Origin of the sequence: Bordetella parapertussis (genome assembly GCF_020735925.1) — a bacterium.
Classification (GTDB): domain Bacteria; phylum Pseudomonadota; class Gammaproteobacteria; order Burkholderiales; family Burkholderiaceae_B; genus Bordetella; species Bordetella pertussis.
Map to the genome: position 1 here is coordinate 3759732 of NZ_CP085971.1, position 20428 is coordinate 3780159.

At 66.9% G+C, this 20428-nt stretch carries 17 protein-coding genes; 5 read left to right on the top strand and 12 right to left on the bottom strand.

The genetic code is table 11. From position 1 onward, the window contains the following. Window position 1 precedes the first annotated feature (1 nt). Both LK409_RS17725 and LK409_RS17730 read right to left on the bottom strand, forming a co-directional pair. Window positions 2–511, bottom strand: a complete 510-nt coding sequence (locus LK409_RS17725; protein ID WP_010929303.1) for a hypothetical protein — start codon at window positions 509–511, stop codon at window positions 2–4. A gap of 254 nt (window positions 512–765) precedes the next feature. After that, window positions 766–1218, bottom strand: a complete 453-nt coding sequence (locus LK409_RS17730) for an Lrp/AsnC family transcriptional regulator (protein WP_003814925.1) — start codon at window positions 1216–1218, stop codon at window positions 766–768. Between the two features lie 128 nt (window positions 1219–1346). On the opposite strand from LK409_RS17730, the gene LK409_RS17735 reads away from it, so the two are divergent. The 5 genes from LK409_RS17735 to LK409_RS17755 all read left to right on the top strand — a co-directional run bounded on the left by LK409_RS17735 (window position 1347) and on the right by LK409_RS17755 (window position 10914). After that, window positions 1347–4844 carry an indolepyruvate ferredoxin oxidoreductase family protein gene (locus LK409_RS17735; protein ID WP_010929304.1) on the top strand — a complete coding sequence of 1166 codons (3498 nt, stop codon included), beginning with the start codon at window positions 1347–1349 and terminating at the stop codon, window positions 4842–4844. 305 nt (window positions 4845–5149) lie between these two features. Beyond that, on the top strand, window positions 5150–8077 hold the full coding sequence (locus LK409_RS17740; RefSeq protein ID WP_003814928.1) for a ribonucleoside-diphosphate reductase subunit alpha: 2928 nt from the start codon (window positions 5150–5152) through the stop codon (window positions 8075–8077). 21 nt (window positions 8078–8098) lie between these two features. Continuing rightward, on the top strand, window positions 8099–9295 hold the full coding sequence (locus tag LK409_RS17745; RefSeq protein WP_003814929.1) for a ribonucleotide-diphosphate reductase subunit beta: 1197 nt from the start codon (window positions 8099–8101) through the stop codon (window positions 9293–9295). 317 nt (window positions 9296–9612) lie between these two features. Beyond that, window positions 9613–10200, top strand: a complete 588-nt coding sequence (locus tag LK409_RS17750; RefSeq protein WP_041937459.1) for a histone H1-like DNA-binding protein — start codon at window positions 9613–9615, stop codon at window positions 10198–10200. A 138-nt stretch (window positions 10201–10338) separates the two neighbouring features. Further along, window positions 10339–10914 carry a YggT family protein gene (locus LK409_RS17755; RefSeq protein WP_003814933.1) on the top strand — a complete coding sequence of 192 codons (576 nt, stop codon included), beginning with the start codon at window positions 10339–10341 and terminating at the stop codon, window positions 10912–10914. A 7-nt stretch (window positions 10915–10921) separates the two neighbouring features. Here LK409_RS17755 and LK409_RS17760 read toward each other — a convergent pair whose 3' ends face one another. The 10 genes from LK409_RS17760 to accC form a co-directional block, all read right to left on the bottom strand. Then, window positions 10922–12385, bottom strand: a complete 1464-nt coding sequence (locus LK409_RS17760; RefSeq protein ID WP_010927112.1) for a D-alanine--poly(phosphoribitol) ligase — start codon at window positions 12383–12385, stop codon at window positions 10922–10924. Window positions 12386–12395: 10 nt separating this feature from the next. Continuing rightward, window positions 12396–13523, bottom strand: a complete 1128-nt coding sequence (locus LK409_RS17765) for a membrane-bound O-acyltransferase (protein WP_010929306.1) — start codon at window positions 13521–13523, stop codon at window positions 12396–12398. Window positions 13524–13530: 7 nt separating this feature from the next. Beyond that, window positions 13531–13656 carry a hypothetical protein gene (locus LK409_RS22715; protein WP_003814939.1) on the bottom strand — a complete coding sequence of 42 codons (126 nt, stop codon included), beginning with the start codon at window positions 13654–13656 and terminating at the stop codon, window positions 13531–13533. Continuing rightward, window positions 13653–14780, bottom strand: a complete 1128-nt coding sequence (locus LK409_RS17770; RefSeq protein ID WP_003814941.1) for a D-alanyl-lipoteichoic acid biosynthesis protein DltD — start codon at window positions 14778–14780, stop codon at window positions 13653–13655. The genes LK409_RS22715 and LK409_RS17770 overlap by 4 nt, the downstream gene beginning before the upstream one ends. Window positions 14781–14805: 25 nt before the next feature. Beyond that, complete coding sequence (locus tag LK409_RS17775) at window positions 14806–15045, bottom strand: acyl carrier protein (protein WP_003814943.1); 240 nt, start codon at window positions 15043–15045, stop codon at window positions 14806–14808. A gap of 322 nt (window positions 15046–15367) precedes the next feature. Continuing rightward, entirely contained in the window at window positions 15368–15871 is a 504-nt protein-coding gene (locus LK409_RS17780) for an outer membrane lipoprotein (RefSeq protein ID WP_003814946.1), read from the bottom strand. A 173-nt stretch (window positions 15872–16044) separates the two neighbouring features. Further along, window positions 16045–16986 carry a carbohydrate kinase family protein gene (locus LK409_RS17785; protein ID WP_003814947.1) on the bottom strand — a complete coding sequence of 314 codons (942 nt, stop codon included), beginning with the start codon at window positions 16984–16986 and terminating at the stop codon, window positions 16045–16047. Window positions 16987–16997: 11 nt separating this feature from the next. After that, window positions 16998–18107: a DUF3426 domain-containing protein gene (locus tag LK409_RS17790; RefSeq protein WP_010927115.1), complete on the bottom strand. Its 1110-nt coding sequence runs from the start codon at window positions 18105–18107 to the stop codon at window positions 16998–17000. 25 nt (window positions 18108–18132) lie between these two features. Then, window positions 18133–19056, bottom strand: a complete 924-nt coding sequence (prmA, locus tag LK409_RS17795; RefSeq protein ID WP_010929307.1) for a 50S ribosomal protein L11 methyltransferase — start codon at window positions 19054–19056, stop codon at window positions 18133–18135. 18 nt (window positions 19057–19074) lie between these two features. Next, window positions 19075–20421, bottom strand: coding sequence for an acetyl-CoA carboxylase biotin carboxylase subunit (gene accC / locus LK409_RS17800; protein ID WP_003814951.1), 1347 nt, complete (start codon window positions 20419–20421; stop codon window positions 19075–19077). Window positions 20422–20428 lie beyond the last annotated feature (7 nt).

The following is a 20428-nucleotide window of genomic DNA, read 5'->3' on the forward strand; positions in this document are numbered from 1 at the left end:
CTCAATAGGGCAGGCGGTAGCCGGGCTGCATGCGGCGGGCCGTGACGGCCTGCCCGTTGCGCTTGAGTTCGCGCAGCGTCAGCTTGCCGCTGTCGACCTTCTCGACGCGGTAGCGGTTCTGGTAGATGGGATCGGACGCATCGACGGGCTCGCCGTTCGATTGCGTGGTCCGCATGGTGTAGATGCCATCGGCCACGTGCCAGCAGCCGGTTTCGCGCAGGGCCGGCCGGGTCTTGCGGCCAACTTTCAGTTGCGTTTCATAACGCATCGTTCCGTCGGCGGACAGCACCGTCAATGTCTGGAAGTCGCCGGCAAAACTGCGCTGGCGCGATACCGAATACCAGGTTCCCACCATCGGATCGCCGGCCTGGGCCGGCGTGCATGCCACCGCCTCGGGCGCCTCGGGCGTCGCGCGCGGCGCGGTGGCGGCAGACTCCTTGCGGGCGGCACAGCCGCCCAGCATCAGCGCCACGCCCAGGGCGCCGACCAGCGATATAGACACACGACTCATGACTTCCTCGGACCACGCAAAACAAACACGACAGCGCCGCCTGCCGGACTGCCGACGCGACGACAGCACGCACTCTAAAGAGCGGCGACAGACAAAGCAATGGCGCGCGGGGCCTTGTGCAATTGCGCAACAGTTACACCGTGTCCAGATGCTTCCGGCGCCGTATCCGAGGGCCCTGTCCCGGATCATCCGCGGCGAGGCGTGCCTGTCCCCACTGGAACAGGCACACCGCTCTATATGGCGAGGCGGCGCGCCTACAGCGGCAGGCGGACCTCGTGCTTGAGTTCGCGCAGCACCACGATGGTACGGGTCTGGCGGATGCCGGGCAGGTTGAACAGGAAACGGTGCAGGAAGCGGTCGTAGGCCTCCGGGCTCTCGACCAGGATCTTCAACAGGAAATCCGAATCGCCGGTCACGGCATAGCATTCGAGGATTTCCGGCGCATCGCGCACCGAGCGCTCGAACGTTTCCACCGTGCCGGCCGAATGCCGTTCCAGACTGATCTGCGCGAACATGCACCCCTGCAGGCCCACCTTGCTGCGGTCGACCTGCGCGCTGTAGCCGGTGATGACCTTGTTCGCCTCCAGCGCCTTGACGCGCCGCCAGACCGGCGCGGCCGACAACCCCACTGTCTCGGACAGCTGTTGCGCCGAGGCCCGCCCGTCCTCCTGCAACGCCTTCAAAATGCCGATATCGGTCTTGTCCATCGGGTTGCCTCCTGTTTTCGCCACAAACGAAATGTTTGTTTCGCATTATAGGGATTACACGATCCGAAAACGCAATGAATGCCGGGCTCCACGCACCTATCATGGTCGAAAGAACTGGAGCACACGCCATGGACGGCCCCCCCGCGGTCGACCCGCATATCGACCTCGACTATCAACTCGGCGACAACCTCACCCGCACCAGCGGGCGGGTGTTCCTGACCGGCACGCAGGCGCTGGTGCGCATGATGCTGACGCAGCGCCGGCTCGACCGCGACCGCGGCCTGAACACCGCCGGCTTCGTCTCCGGGTATCGCGGCTCGCCGCTGGGCGGCGTCGACATGGCCATGTGGAAGGCCGGGCAGGCGCTGGCGGACAACCAGGTCAGCTTCCTGCCCGGCATCAATGAAGACATGGCGGCCACCGCCGTCATGGGTACGCAACAGGCCGGCGTGCGCGCCGACCGCAAGGTCGATGGCGTGTTCGCCATGTGGTACGGCAAGGGCCCCGGCGTGGATCGCGCCGGCGACGCGCTGCACCACGGCAACGCGGCGGGCGCCTCGCGCCATGGCGGCGTGCTGGTGGTGGTCGGCGACGACCATACCGCCGTCTCCTCGTCCATCCCGCATGCCAGCGAGGCATCGCTGATCGGCTGGCACATGCCCATCGTGCACCCGGCGTCCATCGACGAATACGAGACCTTCGCGCTATGGGGCTGGGCGCTGTCGCGCTACAGCGGCGCATGGGTCGCGTTCAAGGCAGTGTCCGAAACCGTGGAATGCGGCCAGTCGTTCGTGCTCGAGCCGCCGGCCGCCTACGAGATGCCCGACGACCCGGAGCTGCCCGCCGAACAACTGGAATACACCGCGCGCGACTTTCTGTCGCCGGCGGTCGAACTGCGCATGCACCGCCGGTTGCGCGCGGTGCGCGCGTTCGCGCGCCGCCATTCGCTGGACCGGCTGGTCTGCGCGGCCCCGCGCGCCACGCTCGGCATCGTCACGGTGGGCAAGGCGCACCTGGACACCATGGAGGCCCTGCATCGGCTGGGCCTGGACACCGTCGGCGCCCAGGCGCCGGTGCGCATCTACAAGCCCGGCCTGACCTGGCCGCTGGACGGGCCGCGCCTGATCGAATTCGCGCAAGGCCTGCGGCACATCCTGGTCATCGAGGAAAAAGGCGCGGTCGTCGAAAGCCAGATCAAGGACCTGCTGTTCAACCGCCCCAGCGTGGCCGGCAAGACCGGGCTGGATGGCGCCGAGCTGATTCCGGCCGCCGGGCAATTGCGGCCGTCGCTGCTGGCCGCCCCGCTGGCCGCGTGGCTGCGCCGCGCGGGCCATATGCCGGGCGGCGCCGCGCCCGCAGCGTTCGCGTGTCCGGCGCCGCTTTCCAACGACGCCGACGGCATGCGCCGGCGCCCCTACTTCTGTTCGGGCTGTCCGCACAGCACCTCCACCAAGGTGCCCGAAGGCAGCCAGGCGCTGGCCGGCGTGGGCTGCCATTACATGGCGGCCTGGATGGACCGCGACACCGGCGGCCTGACCCAGATGGGCGGCGAAGGCGCCGACTGGATCGGCCTGTCTCCCTATATAGAGATGCCGCACGTGTTCCAGAACATGGGCGAAGGCACGTATTACCACTCGGGCTACCTGGCGATCCGCCAGGCCGTGGCCGCGCGCGCCAACATCACCTACAAGATCCTGTTCAACGACGCCGTGGCCATGACCGGCGGCCAACCGGTCGACGGGCCGATATCGGTGCCGCAGATCTGCCAGCAGCTGCGCGGCGAGAACGTGGCGCGCATCGTCGTCACCACCGACGAGCCGGAAAAATACCGCGGCGTCGCCCTGGGCCCCGGCATCGATGTGCACCACCGCCGCGACCTGGACGCGGTGCAGCGCGAGCTGCGCGCCACGCCCGGCGTCACCGTGCTGATCCACGACCAGACCTGCGCGGCCGAGAAGCGCCGGCGCCGCAAGAAGAACCAGTTCCCGGACCCGCCGCGCCGCCTGCTGATCAACAGCGCCGTCTGCGAGGGCTGCGGCGATTGCGGCGTGCAGTCGAATTGCCTGTCGGTAGTGCCGCTGGAGACCCCTTACGGCCGCAAGCGCGCCATCGACCAGTCCAGCTGCAACAAGGACTATTCGTGCGTGGAGGGATTCTGCCCCAGCTTCGTCTCGGTCATGGGCGGCAAGCCGCGCAAGAGCGCCGCGCCGGCGGCCGACCACGAGCGCCTGCGCGCCCGCATCGCACGGCTGCCCGAGCCGCGCCCGGCGCCGCTGGAGGCGCCGTACCGGCTGCTGGTCGCCGGCATGGGCGGCACCGGCGTGATCACCATTGGCGCCATCGTCTCCATGGCCGCGCACCTGCAAGGCCTGTCGGCCGCCGTGCTGGATCTCACCGGCCTGGCGCAAAAAGGCGGCACCGTGGTCAGCCACATCCGCCTGGCGCCGTCCGGCACGGCCAACGGGCCGGTGCGGCTGGACTGGCAGCAGGCCGATGCCGCCATCCTGTGCGACCCGGTGGCTGCCGTCGCGCCAGATTCACTGGGCGCGCTGCGCCGCGACCATACTCGCACCACCGTCAATACCTATGTGGCGCCGGTATCGGACTTCACCCGCAACCCCGACGCGCCGCTGCGCGCCGACGCCCTGCTGGCGAAGATCCGCCACGCCGCCGGCGAGCACGTCGCGGCCCTGGACGCGCACGCGGCGGCGCAGGCCCTGTTCGGCGACAGCATCCTGTCGAACATGTTCATGCTCGGCCATGCCTGGCAGCGCGGCGACGTGCCGCTCGCGCTGGCCGCGCTGGCGCGCGCCATCGAACTGAACGGCGTGGCCGTGGCGGCCAACCGCGCCGCGTTCGACGCCGGAAGGCTGGCGGCCCACGAGCCGCAATCCATGGCGCAGGCGCTGCGCCCGGCCGCCCAGGTCGTGCAGCTGCACATTCCCGAGTCGTTCGAGCGCGCCGTCGAGCGCCGCGTTGCCGACCTGACCGCCTACCAGAGCGCCGCGTACGCGCAGGCTTATCGCGACCTGGTCGAACAGGTGGCCGCGCGCGAACGCGAGCTGGCGCCGGCAGCCCGCGCGCCACGCCTGGCCATGGCAGTGGCGCGCAGCCTGTTCAAGCTGATGGCCTATAAGGACGAATACGAAGTGGCGCGCCTCTACACCGACGACGCCTTCCGCGCCCAGCTCGACAGCCAGTTCGAGGGCGACTACAGCCTGCGCTTGCACCTGGCCCCGCCGCTGCTGGCCCGCAAGGACCCGCGCACCGGCGCGCCGCGCAAGATCACGCTGGGCCCCCGAACCCTCACCCTGATGAAAGCCCTGGCGCGCCTGAAGGAACTGCGCGGCACGTGGTTCGACCCGTTCGGCCACACCGCCGAGCGGCGCATGGAACGCGCGCTGGTGGCCGAGTACCGCGCCACGGTCATCCAGCTGCTGGCCGGGCTGAGCGTTGACAGGCTGGCGCAAGCGGCTACAATCGCCGCCCTTGCCGAAACCGTGCGCGGCTATGGCCACGTCAAGCAGGCCAGCGTGCGGAAATATCGCGACGAACTGGAGCGGCAGTTGCAGCGCTACCAGGAACCGACCGGCTCGCCGGACGTTTCCCTGCGCCAGACCGCATAGACGCTCATTCAGAGCGATCACTTCGGCGGGCGCGCCTTGCAGGGCGCGCCCGCCGCATTTAGTAACAACTAAATTTGAACTTGTATCGCTCAGTGTCTTGTCCCGGACCCGGACGCTCACTAGAATTAGTGCCATACGAGGGGGTGGTACACTACATCTTGTGGTCGCTAAACACGCTGGACCCACCGGCCACGCACCCCGGACCATTCGTCCACGCGTAGCGATTCCCCTCACACCGAATACTTTTACACCCGGCCAGGCGGCCCGCCTGGCCTTCCTCTACGCTTTTTCGCACAGGAGCTTCCATGCAGACTACGATCGCCTCTGTGACCCGGCCCACGGCCGTGCCGCCCGCCCAATCCGAGACCTCCACCGATCCCAACAGCGGCCAATGGGCCAGCTACAACATCATCCGCCGCAATGGCTCGGTGGTGGGGTTCGAACCCAGCAAGATCGCCATCGCCATGACCAAGGCGTTCCTGGCCGTCAACGGCGGCCAGGGCGCGGCGTCGGCGCGCGTGCGCGAGCTGGTCGAACAGCTGACCGCGCAGGCCGTCAGCGCGCTGGTGCGCAACCGCCCCGCCGGCGGCACCTTCCATATCGAAGACGTGCAGGACCAGGTTGAACTGGCCCTGATGCGCTCGGGCGAGCACGACGTGGCCCGCGCCTACGTGCTGTACCGCGAGCGCCGCGCCCAGGAGCGCGCCGCCGCCGCCGAAGTGCTCGAGAAGAGCTCGCCGGCCGCCGCCCAGGAACCGACCCTCAGCGTGGTCGACAACGGCGTGCGCCGTCCGCTCGACCTGGCTGCGCTGCGCGCCACCATCGAAGCCGCCGGCGAAGGCCTGACGCAATACACGGACACCGAAGCCATCCTGAAGGAAACGGTCAAGAACCTCTACGACGGCGTTCCGGTCGACGAAGTGTTCAAGTCCGCCATCCTGGCCGCGCGCGCGCTGGTCGAAAAGGATCCGGCCTACAGCCAGGTCACCGCCCGCCTGCTGCTGCACACGATCCGCAAGGAAGTGCTGGGCGAGGAAGTGTCGCAGGCCGACATGGCCACCCGCTACGCGGAATACTTCCCCGCCTTCATCCAGCGCGGCATCGAAGGCGGCCTGCTCGACGCCAAGCTGGCCGAATACGACCTGGAGCGCGTGGCCAAGGCCCTGGACGGCCGCCGCGACCTGCAATTCGGCTACCTGGGCCTGCAGACCCTGTACGACCGCTACTTCCTGCACGTGCGCGGCACGCGCATCGAGCTGCCGCAGGTGTTCTTCATGCGCGTGGCCATGGGCCTGGCGCTGCGCGAAGCCGACCGCGAAGCGCGCGCCATCGAGTTCTATGAAATCCTGTCGTCGTTCGACTTCATGAGCTCGACCCCGACGCTGTTCAACTCCGGCACCCTGCACTCGCAGCTGTCGTCGTGCTACCTGACCACGGTGTCGGACGACCTCGAAGGCATCTACGACGCCATCAAGGAAAACGCGCTGCTGGCCAAGTACGCCGGCGGCCTGGGCAACGACTGGACGCCCGTGCGCGCGCTGCGCAGCCACATCAAGGGCACCAACGGCGAAAGCCAGGGCGTGGTGCCGTTCCTCAAGGTGGTCAACGACACCGCCGTCGCGGTCAACCAGGGCGGCAAGCGCAAGGGCGCGGTGTGCACCTACCTGGAAACGTGGCACCTGGACATCGAGGAGTTCCTCGAACTGCGCAAGAACACCGGCGACGAGCGCCGCCGCACCCACGACATGAACACGGCGAACTGGATTCCCGACCTGTTCATGAAGCGCGTGATGGAAAACGGCGAATGGACGCTGTTCTCGCCCTCCGACTGCCCCGACCTGCACGACAAGTACGGCAAGGCCTTCGAACAGGCCTATGCGGGCTACGAAGCCAAGGTCGCCAGCGGCGAACTGAAGCTGTTCAAGAAAATGCCGGCTGTCTCGCTGTGGCGCAAGATGCTGTCGATGCTGTTCGAGACCGGCCATCCGTGGATCACCTTCAAGGATCCGTGCAACATCCGCTCGCCGCAGCAGCACGTGGGCGTGGTGCACAGCTCGAACCTGTGCACCGAGATCACGCTGAACACCAACGCCACCGAAATCGCTGTGTGCAACCTGGGTTCGGTGAACCTGGTGGCGCACATGAAGCCCAGCGCCAACGGCGGCTACGAGCTCGACCACGACAAGCTCAAGCGCACCATCGGCGTGGCCATGCGCATGCTCGACAACGTGATCGACATCAACTACTACGCGGTCGACAAGGCGCGCAACTCCAACGAGCGCCATCGCCCGGTGGGCATGGGCATCATGGGCTTCCAGGATTGCCTGCACGTGATGCGCGTGCCGTATGCGTCGCAGGACGCCATCGACTTCGCGGATCGTTCGATGGAAGCGGTGTGCTATCACGCGTATTGGGCGTCGAGCGAACTCGCGCAAGAGCGCGGCCGCTACCAGTCGTACGAAGGTTCGCTGTGGTCGCGCGGCATCCTGCCGCAAGACACGCTTGCGATGCTGCGCGAAGAGCGCGGCGGCAATGTCGACGTCGATGATTCGAGCTCGCTGGACTGGGATACGTTGCGTTCACGCATCAAAGAACACGGCATGCGCAATTCGAACTGCATCGCAATCGCCCCAACTGCGACGATTTCCAATATCATTGGTGTATCTGCGTGCATCGAACCCACTTTCCAGAACTTGTACGTCAAATCGAATCTCTCCGGCGAGTTCACGGTCGTTAACGATTATCTCGTGCGTGACCTGAAGAAACTCGGTCTCTGGGACGAAGTCATGGTCGCCGACCTCAAGTACTTCGACGGCAGCCTGTCCCGTATCGATCGCGTACCTTCCGAACTTCGCAAGCTCTACGCCACCGCGTTCGAAGTCGAACCGAGCTGGCTGGTGGAGTGCGCCTCGCGCCGCCAGAAGTGGATCGATCAGGCCCAATCGCTCAACATCTACATGTCGGGCGCATCGGGCAAGAAGCTGGACGACACCTACAAGCTGGCGTGGCAGCGTGGCCTGAAGACCACTTACTACCTGCGCACCCTCGGCGCCACCAGCGCCGAGAAGTCGACGGGCCGCGGCGGCGAACTGAACGCCGTCAGCGCCGGCGACCACGGCGCGGGCTCGGCCGTATCCGCAGCACCCGTTTTGCCGGAACCCGAAATCGTCGGGGCGGTTTGCACCATGCGGCCGGGAGACCCCGGCTTCGAAGAGTGCGAAGCCTGCCAATAACCGCCACCGGAAAATTCGATCATGCTTAATTGGGAAGAAGAGAACATCGCCACCAAACCCGCCACCTCGCCCGCGCCCGCGGGCGGGCGGGAAGCCGCGCCCGCCGTGCGGGCCGCGACCGGCGTGTTCGGCGACGCAGCCCTGCCTACGCCCACCGCGCCCCAGCACGCAGCCAGCCTGGGGGCCTCGGACGCCACCGCCGGCCGCGTGAAGGTGGCCGACAAGCGCATCATCAACGGCGAGACCGACGTCAACCAGTTGGTGCCGTTCAAGTACAAGTGGGCCTGGGAAAAATACCTGGCCACCTGCGCCAACCACTGGATGCCGCAGGAAATCAACATGTCGCGCGACATCGCCCTCTGGAAGAACCCCAACGGGCTCACCGAGGACGAACGCCGTATCGTCAAGCGCAACCTGGGCTTCTTCGTGACGGCCGACTCGCTGGCCGCCAACAACATCGTGCTGGGCACCTACCGCCACATCACGGCGCCCGAGTGCCGCCAGTTCCTGCTGCGCCAGGCATTCGAAGAAGCCATCCATACCCACGCTTATCAGTACATCGTCGAAAGCCTGGACCTGGACGAGGCCGAGATCTTCAACGCCTATAACGAAGTCCCGTCCATCCGCGCCAAGGATGAGTTCCTGATTCCGTTCATCGACGCGATCGCGGACCCGAACTTCCATACCGGCACGCCCGAAGCCGATCAGAAACTGCTTAAGTCGCTGATCGTCTTTGCATGCCTGATGGAAGGCCTGTTCTTCTATGTCGGGTTTACGCAGATCCTGGCGCTAGGCCGCCAGAACAAGATGACCGGCGCCGCCGAACAGTACATGTACATCCTGCGCGATGAATCCATGCACTGCAATTTCGGCATCGACCTGATCAACACCATCAAGCTGGAGAATCCGCATTTGTGGACACCGGAGTTCCGCGAAGAAATCCGCGAACTCTTCCGCAAAGCGGTCGAACTCGAATACGCTTACGCCGAAGACACGATGCCGCGCGGCGTGCTGGGCCTGAACGCCCCCATGTTCAAGTCCTACCTGCGCTTCATCGCCAATCGCCGTTGCCAGCAGATCGGTATCGAACCGCTGTTCCCCCAGGAAGAAAACCCCTTCCCGTGGATGGCGGAAATGATCGACCTTAAGAAGGAACGCAACTTTTTTGAAACTCGCGTGATCGAATACCAGACCGGCGGTACGTTGAGCTGGGAATAAGCGTTCATGCCGCTTGCCTGCGCCGGTCGCAGGCAAGCCGGATGTGCCCCGGTGACTGGTGTTCTGACACGTAGAACGTAGCGGTAGGCGACCTCTGGCGAGGCCGCCTATCGGCGCCATTTGAAATGGCTCGCGCCGACGAGGTTGCGGGGGCCATATCAAATGGCTGTGCTGAATTCATTAGCGCAAGCCGCAGTAGCTGTCGCCAGTCAGGGACAGCGGCATGCGCCGATGAATAGCCCGGGTGCAATCCGCCTGTTTTGGGGGTTGCCACACGGGTTTAAGTTCTGGGACCCCTGAACCTAAGGAGCATGACCATGGCAACTGCCAAGAAGGCCGCCAAGAAGGCGGTTAAGAAACCCGCAGCGAAGAAGGCTGCCGCCAAGAAGGCCACTCCGGCCAAGAAAGCTGCGGTCAAGAAAGTCGCTGTGAAGAAAGTCGCCGCCAAGAAACCGGCGGTGAAGAAGGTTGCCGCGAAGAAGCCGGCAGCCAAGAAGGTCGCCAAGAAGGCCGTCGCCAAGAAACCCGCGGCCAAGAAAGTCGCCAAGAAGGCTGTAGCCAAGAAGGCTGTAGCCAAGAAGGCTGTAGCCAAGAAGGCCGTGGCGAAGAAAGCTGTCGCCAAGAAAGCCGTAGCCAAGAAAGCCGTAGCCAAGAAAGCCGTAGCCAAGAAAGCCGTCGCCAAGAAGGCGCCTGCCAAGAAGGCTGCTGCCAAGAAGGCGCCTGCCAAGAAGGCTGCCGCGGCCAGGAAGCCTGCCGCCAAGAAGCCCGCCGCGAAAAAGCCGGCTGCCAAGAAGGCTGCGCCCAAGAAGCCCGCGACGCCTCCTTCGACCGCTGCCGCTCCGGGCGCGAAGACTGCGCTGAACCCCGCTGCGTCGTGGCCGTTCCCGACCGGCGGCCGTCCGTAACGGACCTCTTCGCCAGTTAGCAGCACCTTAAGCCGCCTGGCTCCGCCAGGCGGCTTTTTCCGTCCCGCGCCTTCGCCCGCCTTCGCGGCCCGCGCTATCTTTTGGCGCCCGCCATGCGACAATAAAAGCCGTTATTGTTTGGCGACTGCCCTCATGCTCGGCGACATCATCCGCTTTCTGCTTGAAATCACCTTCACATTGTTCGGCGCGGCCCTGATCCTGCGGGCCTGGATCCATGCCGTACGCCTGCATCCCTTCAATCCGCTGGCACGCGCCATCTACCAGGGGACCAACTGGCTGGTGCTGCCGCTGCGCCGTGTGATACCGGCTACCGGCTCGATAGACTGGACCAGCCTGATCGCGGCCTGGGTGGCTGCGCTGATCTACCTTATCCTGGTCTGGCTGAGCGCCGTGGGCGCCTTGCCGCCGGCCAGCGCCCTGCCCTCGGCCATGGGCTCGGCGCTGCTGATGGTCCTGAAATGGACCCTGAACCTGATGGTGTGGATGACGCTGATCCAGGCGGTGCTGTCGTGGGTCAACCCGCTGTCGCCGCTCATGCCCTTGCTGCAGACGCTGACCGCGCCGCTGCTCGACCCCATCCGGCGCATCCTGCCGCGCACCGCCATCGACTTCTCGCCGCTGGTGCTGCTGATCGGCGCGCAGATCCTGCTGATGATGGTGGCACGCCTGGCCTACGGCATATTCGGCGTCTGAAACGGCGCTACGCCGCCGCCGGAATCGCCGCGTAGATTTCCAGCAGCTTCTTGCGGTCTATCTTGTGGTTGTTCGATACGGGCAAATCCGGACAGGCCACCAGTTCGGACGGCACCATATAGGACGGCAGCCGCCCTGTCAGTTGCGCTTTCCATTGCTGCAGCGCCGCCGGCAACTGGAAGCTGGCCTGTTCCACCGTACGTTGCGCCACGAACCCGATCACCCGCACCGCGGTGCCGTCGGGCCGGCGCAGCACGGCGCAGGCGCCGCCCGCCACGCCCGGCAGGGCATGCAGGGCCGCATCGATTTCCGCCAGCTCGATGCGATAGCCGTTGAGCTTGATCTGGTCGTCCATGCGGCCACGGCAGAACAGCAGCCCATCCTCGCGCATCCGTCCCAGGTCGCCCGTACGAAAGCCGCGGCGCCCGTCATGATGCACGAACAGCTTGGCCTGGTTGAGGTCTGGGCGATTGAGATAGCCGCGCATCACGTGATCGCCGACGATGCAGATTTCATCGTCGGCGACGTACAGCAGGCTGGCGGGCTTGGCGTAGCCGACCGGCAGGGGGTCGTGTTCGGCCAGCACCGCATCGTCGACGACCAGCGCGGTGGTCGCCACCGTGGCCTCGGTCGGACCGTACGTGTTGAGAATCGCCGCCTCGGGGAAGCGCTGGCGCAGCTTGCGCGCCAGCGCCACGGGCAGCGGCTCGCCGCAGAACAGGAATGTGCGCAGCGCCCGCAGTTGCTGCGGCGAGAAATCGCGGTTGGCCAGCTGCTGATGGGCGAACGATGGCGTCGACACCCAGACCGTCACGCCGGATCCAGCCAGGCGCGCCAGCCACTGCTGCGGCGCGGCGATCTGCTCGCGCGCATTCAGTACGCAGGTGCCGCCCGCGGCCAGGGTGCCGAACACCTCGTACATGGACAGATCGAAACTGAAAGGCGCCTGGTTCATGAATACCGGCGCCTCGCCCAGCGCGAGGCCATCGCGCAGCCAATCGCCCAGCAAGGCCACGCTCTCGCGCCCGATCTGCACGCCCTTGGGATCGCCCGTACTGCCCGAGGTGAACATGACGTAGGCCAGGCCCCGTTCGGCCAGCGCTGCGGGCTCGGCCGCGCCGGGCCGGAAGACATCCGCCTGCGTGTCGTACACCGCGGCCGCGCGCACGATCTCCACGATGCGGCGCACGCGCTCGGGCGGGTAGATGGTATCGACGGGCACGAACGGCGCGCCGGCCAGCAAGGCCCCCGCCATGGCGACGAAGAAGGCCGCCTCCTTGTGGCCGTGGATCACCACCGGCACGTCCGGACCGATACCGTGGGCGCGCGCCCGCGCCGCCCACTGGCAGGCCTCTTCCCGCAACGCCTGCCATGTCAGCACGCGATCGCTGCCGACGACCGCGTCGGCCTGCCCGCCGCGGGCATCGGAAACGAATTCGAAACTGCGTAGATCGAAATACATGCCGCGCACTCCCGGCGGATCAGATAGGACTGCGGCCGCTGAACACGTACAGCGCCAACGCGGCCAGGATGAGCGTGAGCGCCCGCCCGGCCCATTGCACCGGCCGGCGCGCCAGGAACGCCTGCAGCGCGGGCCGCGTGCGCGCATGCTGCACCAGCAGGTTGTGCCCCACCGAATAGGCGCCGAACATCAGGCCGCTGACCACGTAATGCAGGGCCAGGCCGTTCCACACGCCCATGGCCAGCAGGGTGGCGAGAATGCCGATGTTCTGCGCGGCCAGCCGGTGGCGGCCGAAAAACGCCGTCTTGCTGAGCGCCTTGTAGATCGGCATGAACACCACATCGCGCAGCCATTCGGACAGGCTGATATGCCAGCGGCGCCAGAAATCCTGCGGATTGGCGCTGGCCAGCGGATTGCGGAAATTGACGGGCAGGGTAAAGCCGAACAGCATGCCCACGCCTATCGCCATGCTGCTGTACCCGGCAAAATCGAAGAACAGGTAGAAACTGTAGAGGCTGGCGTTCAGCGCCACGCCGGTCAGCGAGTAGTCGTGCGCATCCAGGGTGTTCAGGCCGTAGCGCCAGATTGCCTCGGCCACGCCGAACTTCTGGATCACGCCGAAAATCAGCAATTCGAGGCCGGCCAGCCAGGTTTCCAGCGTCACGCCTTCATAGCCGCGCTTCAGGTCGGCCTGGAAGTTGCGCCAGCGGTACATCGGCCCGGCCAGCAGCGTCAGCGGGAAGAACAGGTAGATGCAGTAGTCGAGCGGCGAAATGCGCTCATTGCGGGGCGCGAACAGCAGCACGTCGACAGCCCGGAACGTGGCGAACGACAGCCCCAGCATGCCGGTCATGGTGGTGATGCCGCACTTGAGCAGCAACAGGGGCGCCATGGTCAGCAGCACCGCCGCCCAGGTGGGCAGGTAGCCGCGCCGCATCGCCCACAACGCGGCGCTGGCCACCGCCAGCAGCCCCAGCGGCTGGTATGGCCGGGTCCAGAACACCGCCAGCCATACCGCCAGGCACAGCGCGCCGATCAGGTGGCGGTAGCCCAGCCGCCAGGGCAATCCGAGCGCGCGGTACAGCAGCAGGCCCAGGCCGCCGAACAGTGCGCCGCCGAAGAAAGCAAAGCTGCCGAACAGTTCCATGGCCGTTTCAGAACTGCTGGTACTGGAACTCGACCTTGATCGGTCCGCCACTGCCCGTGGTGGGCTGCGCCTGCAGCACGAACACCAGGATCAGGCCCAGGTACAGGCACAAATGCCAGAAGAAGCGCTTCATCGGGAAAAGAACTCCGCAATGCCCTGGTCGGCGATGGCCCAGCCCAGTTCGGCCAGGTGCATGTCGTCGCGCACCATGCCGGGCTGGAACGGCACGCTGTACATATCCAGGCAGCCCATGCCGTAGCGCGCGCACATGCCCTTGATGGCATCGGCCACCGGGTCGAAGCGCTCGACATCGAGGATCAGCTTGGGATTGAAGGGCTGGATCACGAAATAGGCGCGCACCTTGCGCTGCTGCAGCAGCGCCATGACGCGGGCCAGATCGCCCAGTTCGGGCCGCGTCATGGGCGGCATCTCCGGAAATTCATTGCGCGCCGGCGAGTTCAACGGCGCCAGGTACTGCCGGTAGTAGTCGTCGCGCACATCGTAGGGGTTGTGCCCGCCCAGTTCCGCTTCGATACCGCGCGCCTGGCCCAGCAGGTCGTGCCAGCGCCCCGCATCCAGGCGGGCCGCCGCCGGCCAGCTCACATACTTGTGCGCCGGCACGGCCAGGGGGCTGCGCGGCCGGTCGGGCGCGCGCTCGCCGCGGCTGTTCCACCACAGCGCGATCTTGTCCTTGAGCTCGGCCACCTGGCCGTTGGCGATCAGCCAGAGCAGCCCCCAGTTGGCGTTGTCGGCGATCCAGTCCTGCATCTGTTCGCGCGTGGCGGGCTTGTCCCACAGGCGGTCCCACACCGGCCCGGTGACGTGCTCGGCGAAGGCCGAGCGCGGCAGTTGCCCGCCCGAGGCGAACCAGGCCGGCGACACCATGATCACCAGGCGCGTATTCGGCGTGAGGGAATCGGCCACCGCCTCCAGCACGCTGACGATGCCATACGACTGGAACATGGCATGGCCGTACGCCAGGGTCGGCACCTTCAGTTCCTGCGGAAAGAATCGATAGGGCACGAAGCGCAGATCATGGCTGGACAGTTCGGACGAACCCAGCACGACCAGGGTGCCATCGGCCAGCGCGTTGCCCAGCCGGTTCAGGTTGACGTTCTGCGTGCCCCAGTCCGGGCCGAGATTGGGCAGATAGTTGTCGCGCACCGACGCCACGCTGGAATGCGGGTGCACCAACGCACTGAGCGCGCCATCGGCGCCCCAGTACAGGCCCAGCGACAGCGCGACGGCGCTTGCCATCGCGGCCAGGTGGGACAGCAGGCGGCTATTGCGAATTGGCAGCGACATAGCCGGCAAGCGTGCGGACCGACTGTAGGTGTTCGGCGATTTCAGGCGCCGGGATACTGCATCCGTACTCCGACTCGACGGCCAGCGTGATGTCGACCGCGGCCAGCGAATCGACCAGGCCGGAAGAGATCAGGGCAGTGTCGGGGGTGACTTTCTTGAGGATGATCGACTCGACGATGTCGGCGATCCGGGTGTGCAGTTCTTGCTCGGTGTGCATGGCTGGTCAGTGTGCAGGTTGCCTCGTCAGGCATATACACCCCGCCCCCAGAGTTTCGAGCGCGACTATACTTTCCGGATTCTGACGGCCGCCTGAAAAAACATCGGCGGTCACAAAAATACCCCCTTCCCCGGGTGCCTGTCCCCGCCGGGGGACAGGCGCCTGCAAGATTTCATGGCATCTGCCCGTGCGTGTGCCTGTCCCCGCCGGGACAGGCACACTGCCGTACGCCATGGGGGACAGGCACCCGCCGACTCCCGGCCCGCCGCCGCAAAAAAAAACGCCCGCGTGAAGCGGGCGTCTTGCCGGAAGCAGCGGGCGATCAATACGGTGTCACGCGGGTCGGGCCCGCGCCGCTGATGACCTGCACGCGCTGCCCCACGCTGATGGGCACGTCGGCTTCCTGCGCCACGACCCGGGTTTCGCCGTTGTCCAGGCGCACCGTGATTTCGTAGCCGGAGGACTTGCCCGCGCGGTTCTCGATGGCGTTGCCCGCCAGCGCGCCGAGGATGACGCCGCCCACCGTGGCGATGGTGCGGCCGGTGCCGCCGCCGACGGCATTGCCCGCTACCCCGCCCAGCGCGCCACCGGCCACCATGCCGACGCCGCTGGACTTGTCGTTCTGGATGGTGATCGGACGCACGCCGGTGACCGTGCCGGTGCGCACGATCTGCTCGCGCTGCGCCTGGCCGTACGTGTACACCCCACTCGATGCGCTGGGATTGGCGCAGCCGGCCAGAACGGCCACCGAGCCGGCAACCGCCGCTACCGCCAGCAGGCGGCGGGCGCGCCCGGCAACTACAGAGGGGGAATGCATATAGTTCATTGAAGCTCCTCGATCGGACTTACCGATGATCCTCGATCATACTCTGCCCCCGGATTTTGCTGGCCGGGGTGAGCGAAACAGGGTGCTACTGACACAGCCTCATTATTACAAATCGACATGCCTGCAGCGCGCTGGTTGGATCGTCCGCCGCGGCCAGGGTTCCCCTGCCCGTCTCAGTCCGGCAGGCCGATACCGTAGTTCGCGCGCATCAGGGCGTCGATCTCGCTGCGCGACGGCGCATGGTTCTGCGGGCCGCGCGAGGCAATCTTGATCGCGCCCATCAGGTTGCCCAGGCGGCAGCTGTCCGCCCAGCCCCAGCCGCTGGTCAGGCCGTAAAGCAGGCCGGCGCGGTGGGCATCGCCACAGCCGGTGGGGTCGACCACCGCCTGCGCCTGCACCGGCGCGACCTCGATGGTCTGCCCGCCGGCCATCACCGTGGCGCCGTGCGCGCCGCGCGTGACCACCGCGGCCCGCAGCCCGCTGGCGATCTCGGCCAGGCTGCGGCCGGTGCGCTGCTCGACCACGCCGGCTTCATAGTCGTTGACGGTCAGCGCCTGGGCCAGCTTGAGCATGCGCTCCAGGTCCGCGCCGTCGAACAGCGGCATGGCTTGCCCGAGGTCGAAAATGAACGGAATGCCGCGCGCGTGGAGACGCTCGGCGTGGGCGAACATGCCGGCCTTGGAGTCCGGCGCGATGATGGCCCAGGCGGCCTGCGCGTCGCTGAGGTCGTTGCCCGAGGAAAACTCCATCGCGCCGGGGTGGAAGGCAGCGATCTGGTTGTCTTCGAGGTCGGTGGTGATGAAGCACTGCGCGGTGAACGTGCCGGGCACGACCTGGATGCGCGATACGTCGATGCCCAGTCCGGACAGGCGCGCCAGGTATTCGCCGGCATCCTCGCCCACCGTCGCCACCGGCACCGGCTGGCCGCCCAGCAGCTTGAGGTTGTAGGCAATGTTGCCGGCGCAGCCACCGTACTCCTTGCGCATGGCGGGCACCAGGAACGAAACGCTCAATGATTGAATGCGCTCGGCAAGGATGTGTTCTTTGAAACGGCCTTCGAACACCGCGATCGTGTCGAACGCCATCGAGCCGCATACAAGTACGGGAGCCGTCATGCTGGAGTCCTTCATGGGAAGAATTTATCGAGTTGGTAGCCATTGACCTGCAGCCCGGCCACTTCGACCGGGATGGCAAGGTTGATTTCGCTGCCGGCCGCGAACGCGGGCCCGGCCTGCGAGGGCAGGTAATCCTGGGGCAGAATGATTTTGCGCGCCACGACGGTATCGGAGATATCGGTCAGATCGAGCACCAGCGCCGGCCATTCCTGGGGCCGGTCGTAGCGGTTGCGCAGCACCACGTTCAGCGTCAGCCGGGTGCGGGCGTCGTCGCCCTGCGCGGCGCCGGCGGCCGGCCGCAGCGACGATGACGTGATGGAAATGCGTTCGATGCGGCGCGCATGGCCCACGCTGCATTGCAGCGGCACGCAGGCTTGTTCGAGCACCGGCCGCAAGGCCGGCGCGGCGCCGGCGATGGCGCCGCGATAGACGTAGACCAGCTGCGCGGCCAGCGCCAGCACGCCCAGCACACAGGCGTAGGCCCACAGGCGCCGCACCAGCTGGCGCGCCTGGATGCGGTCATCGTCGAGGAACTCGGGCGGCGTACGGCCGCTGTCGACGGCGTTGGAATAGCGCGTACGGACTTCGCCGGGCACCTGCACCGCATCCTCGGCGTCGGCCGCAGCGCAGGCCGTGGCCGTGCGGCCGATCCGGAACGCCGGCTCCCGGTCGTCGTGCGCCGGATCGCGCGGCAATATCGGACGCCAGCCGGCCTCTGCGGACTCGGGGCGCGGCGCCGCGTCCCAATCGGCCTCGTCTTCGGGCGCGCCATCGGCCATCGCGTCGGGTTCGTCTTCGTCCACGGGCGGGGCGTCGCCGCGTTGCATGTCGGCGCGGCCACGCAGTACGGCCGGCGGCGCCTGGGTGGCCGGGGCCGCCGGCTCGGACGCCGCCCGATGGGCGTAAGGCGGATCGAAGGGCGGATCGGACGGCGGCGCGGACGGGACCGGCGGCGCTGCGGCGCGCGGCGCGCCGGCATCGGGCGCCGGGACCAGGCAGGCCCGGCCATCGAACACCGTGGCGCATTCGCCGCAGCGCACCAGCCCGTTGCGTACACGCAGTTGGTCGGCCACCACCCTGAAGGCGGCGCCACATTGCGGACAACGGGTGGTCAGCGCCATGAGACGGCCTCCTGCCCGCGGCCGCTCAGGCCTTTACGCCATGCAGGCAGACCCAGCCGTCGCGCTCGCGCCAGACGGACATGGTCAGCCAGGGCGCATAGGCCGCGGCCACTTCGTCGGCCTGGCGCTCGAGCACGCCCGAGAGCACCAGATGGCCGCCCGGCGCGACGCGCCCGGCCAGCATGGGCGCCAGCACCTTGAGCGGATTGGAGAGGATGTTCGCCACCACGACCTGGAACTCGCCGGCCGGCAGCGCATCGGGCAGCATGGCCTGCAGGCGTACCTGGTTGACCTCGGCATTGTCGACGGTGGACTGCACGGCCTGCGGATCGATGTCCACCGCCACGGTCTCGCCCGCGCCCAGCTTGCGCGCGGCAATGGCCAGGATGCCCGAGCCGCAGCCGTAGTCCAGCAAGCGCGCGCCGGCGGGCAGCTCGGCTTCCAGCCAGGCCAGGCACAAATGGGTGGTGGGATGGCTGCCGGTGCCGAACGCCAGGCCCGGATCGAGTTCGATATGAATCGCGTCGCGCGCGGCGTCGGGCGCCAGGCCCGGCACGGCGGGGTCGTCGCGGTGCCAGCTGGGCACGATCCAGAGCCGCTCCGAAATCGGGATGGGGCCGAACTGCGACTGGGTCAGGCGCACCCAGTCGGCGTCCGGCACCTCGCGCAGGGACCAGCCATGCGCCAGCGCCGGATCCAGCCCGGCGGCGGCGATGGCCTGTTCGAGGATCTGCGCCGGATCGGCGCCGCCGGGCAGCAAGGCCACCACGCAATTGCGTTCCCAGGCCTGGACCTGCGGCTCGGTGCCCGGCTCGCCGAACAGCGGCCGCTCGGCCTCGGTGCCGAGGTCGGCGTCCTCCACCGAGACGGACAGCACGCCGGCCTCCAGCAGCGCATCGGACAGCGCGTCGGCCTGCGCCTCGCGGCAATTTAGGACCAGTTCACGCATGACTAGGATTTCCGTGAATCAGGGCCGCTGCGCCAGTTTGTGCTCCAGATAATGGATGCTGGTGCCGCCCTCGATGAAGCGCGCATCCTGCAGCAGTTCGCGATGCAGCGGGATGTTGGTGGAAATGCCCTCGACCACCATCTCGGACAGGGCGATGCGCATGCGCGCCAGCGCCTGTTCGCGCGTGTCGCCATAGGTGATGACCTTGGCGATCATCGAATCGTAGTTGGGCGGAACGAAGTAGCCGTTGAAGGCGTGCGAATCGATGCGCACGCCGGGGCCGCCCGGCACATGCCAGTTGGTGATGCGGCCCGGGCTGGGCACGAAACGGAACGGATCCTCGGCGTTGATCCGGCATTCCAGGGCATGGCCCTTGAACTGGATGTCGCGCTGGCGCAGCGTGAACTTCTCGCCGGCGGCGATCAGAATCTGCTGCTGGACCACGTCCACGCCGGTGATCAGTTCGGTGACCGGGTGCTCGACCTGGATACGGGTGTTCATTTCGATGAAATAGAACTCGCCGTTCTCGTACAGGAACTCGAACGTGCCCGCGCCGCGGTAGCCCATCTTGCGGCACGCGTCGGCGCAACGATCGCCGATGCGTTCGATCAGCCGGCGCGGAATGCCGGGCGCCGGCGCCTCTTCGATGACTTTCTGGTGGCGGCGCTGCATCGAGCAGTCGCGCTCGCCCAGCCACACGGCGTTGCGGCCGCCGTCGGCCAGCACCTGGATCTCCACGTGGCGCGGATTCTCCAGGAACTTCTCCAGATAGACTTCGGGATTGTTGAACGCCGCGCCGGCTTCCGAGCGCGTCATGTTGACCGCGTTCAGCAGCGCAGCTTCGGTGTACACCACGCGCATGCCGCGCCCGCCGCCGCCGCCGGAAGCCTTGATGATGACCGGATAGCCCACTTCGCGCGCGATGCGCAGGATCTCCTGCGGATCGTCCGGCAAGGCGCCCTCCGACCCCGGCACGACCGGCACGCCGGCCTCGATCATGGCGCGCTTGGCGCTGACCTTGTCGCCCATCTGGCGGATGGTTTCGGGACGCGGGCCGATGAAGACGAAGCCGCTCTTTTCGACGCGCTCGGCAAAATCGGCGTTCTCGGCCAGAAAGCCGTAGCCCGGGTGGATCGCCTCGGCGTCGGTCACCTCGGCCGCCGAGATCAGGGCCGGCATGTTGAGGTAGCTCTCGCGCGACGGCGCCGGGCCGATGCAGACCGACTCGTCGGCCAGGCGCACATACTTGGCGGTGCGGTCGGCCTCGGAGTGCACGACGACGGTTTTGATGCCCAGCTCGCGGCAGGCGCGCTGGATCCGCAGGGCGATCTCGCCGCGATTGGCGATCAGGATCTTTTCAAACATGTTGACC

Excerpts from the sequence above, each read along its gene's own strand:
- LK409_RS17740 (WP_003814928.1), top strand. The coding sequence starts at position 5,150 with ATGCAGACTACGATCGCCTCTGTGACCCGGCCCACGGCCGTGCCGCCC.
- LK409_RS17765 (WP_010929306.1), bottom strand. The coding sequence starts at position 13,523 with ATGGAACTGTTCGGCAGCTTTGCTTTCTTCGGCGGCGCACTGTTCGGC.
- LK409_RS17725 (WP_010929303.1), bottom strand. The coding sequence starts at position 511 with ATGAGTCGTGTGTCTATATCGCTGGTCGGCGCCCTGGGCGTGGCGCTG.
- LK409_RS22715 (WP_003814939.1), bottom strand. The coding sequence starts at position 13,656 with ATGAAGCGCTTCTTCTGGCATTTGTGCCTGTACCTGGGCCTGATCCTG.
- LK409_RS17745 (WP_003814929.1), top strand. The coding sequence starts at position 8,099 with ATGCTTAATTGGGAAGAAGAGAACATCGCCACCAAACCCGCCACCTCG.
- accC (WP_003814951.1), bottom strand. The coding sequence starts at position 20,421 with ATGTTTGAAAAGATCCTGATCGCCAATCGCGGCGAGATCGCCCTGCGG.
- LK409_RS17780 (WP_003814946.1), bottom strand. The coding sequence starts at position 15,871 with ATGAACTATATGCATTCCCCCTCTGTAGTTGCCGGGCGCGCCCGCCGC.
- LK409_RS17775 (WP_003814943.1), bottom strand. The coding sequence starts at position 15,045 with ATGCACACCGAGCAAGAACTGCACACCCGGATCGCCGACATCGTCGAG.
- prmA (WP_010929307.1), bottom strand. The coding sequence starts at position 19,056 with ATGCGTGAACTGGTCCTAAATTGCCGCGAGGCGCAGGCCGACGCGCTG.
- LK409_RS17785 (WP_003814947.1), bottom strand. The coding sequence starts at position 16,986 with ATGACGGCTCCCGTACTTGTATGCGGCTCGATGGCGTTCGACACGATC.
- LK409_RS17730 (WP_003814925.1), bottom strand. The coding sequence starts at position 1,218 with ATGGACAAGACCGATATCGGCATTTTGAAGGCGTTGCAGGAGGACGGG.
- LK409_RS17770 (WP_003814941.1), bottom strand. The coding sequence starts at position 14,780 with ATGGCAAGCGCCGTCGCGCTGTCGCTGGGCCTGTACTGGGGCGCCGAT.
- LK409_RS17790 (WP_010927115.1), bottom strand. The coding sequence starts at position 18,107 with ATGGCGCTGACCACCCGTTGTCCGCAATGTGGCGCCGCCTTCAGGGTG.
- LK409_RS17735 (WP_010929304.1), top strand. The coding sequence starts at position 1,347 with ATGGACGGCCCCCCCGCGGTCGACCCGCATATCGACCTCGACTATCAA.
- LK409_RS17750 (WP_041937459.1), top strand. The coding sequence starts at position 9,613 with ATGGCAACTGCCAAGAAGGCCGCCAAGAAGGCGGTTAAGAAACCCGCA.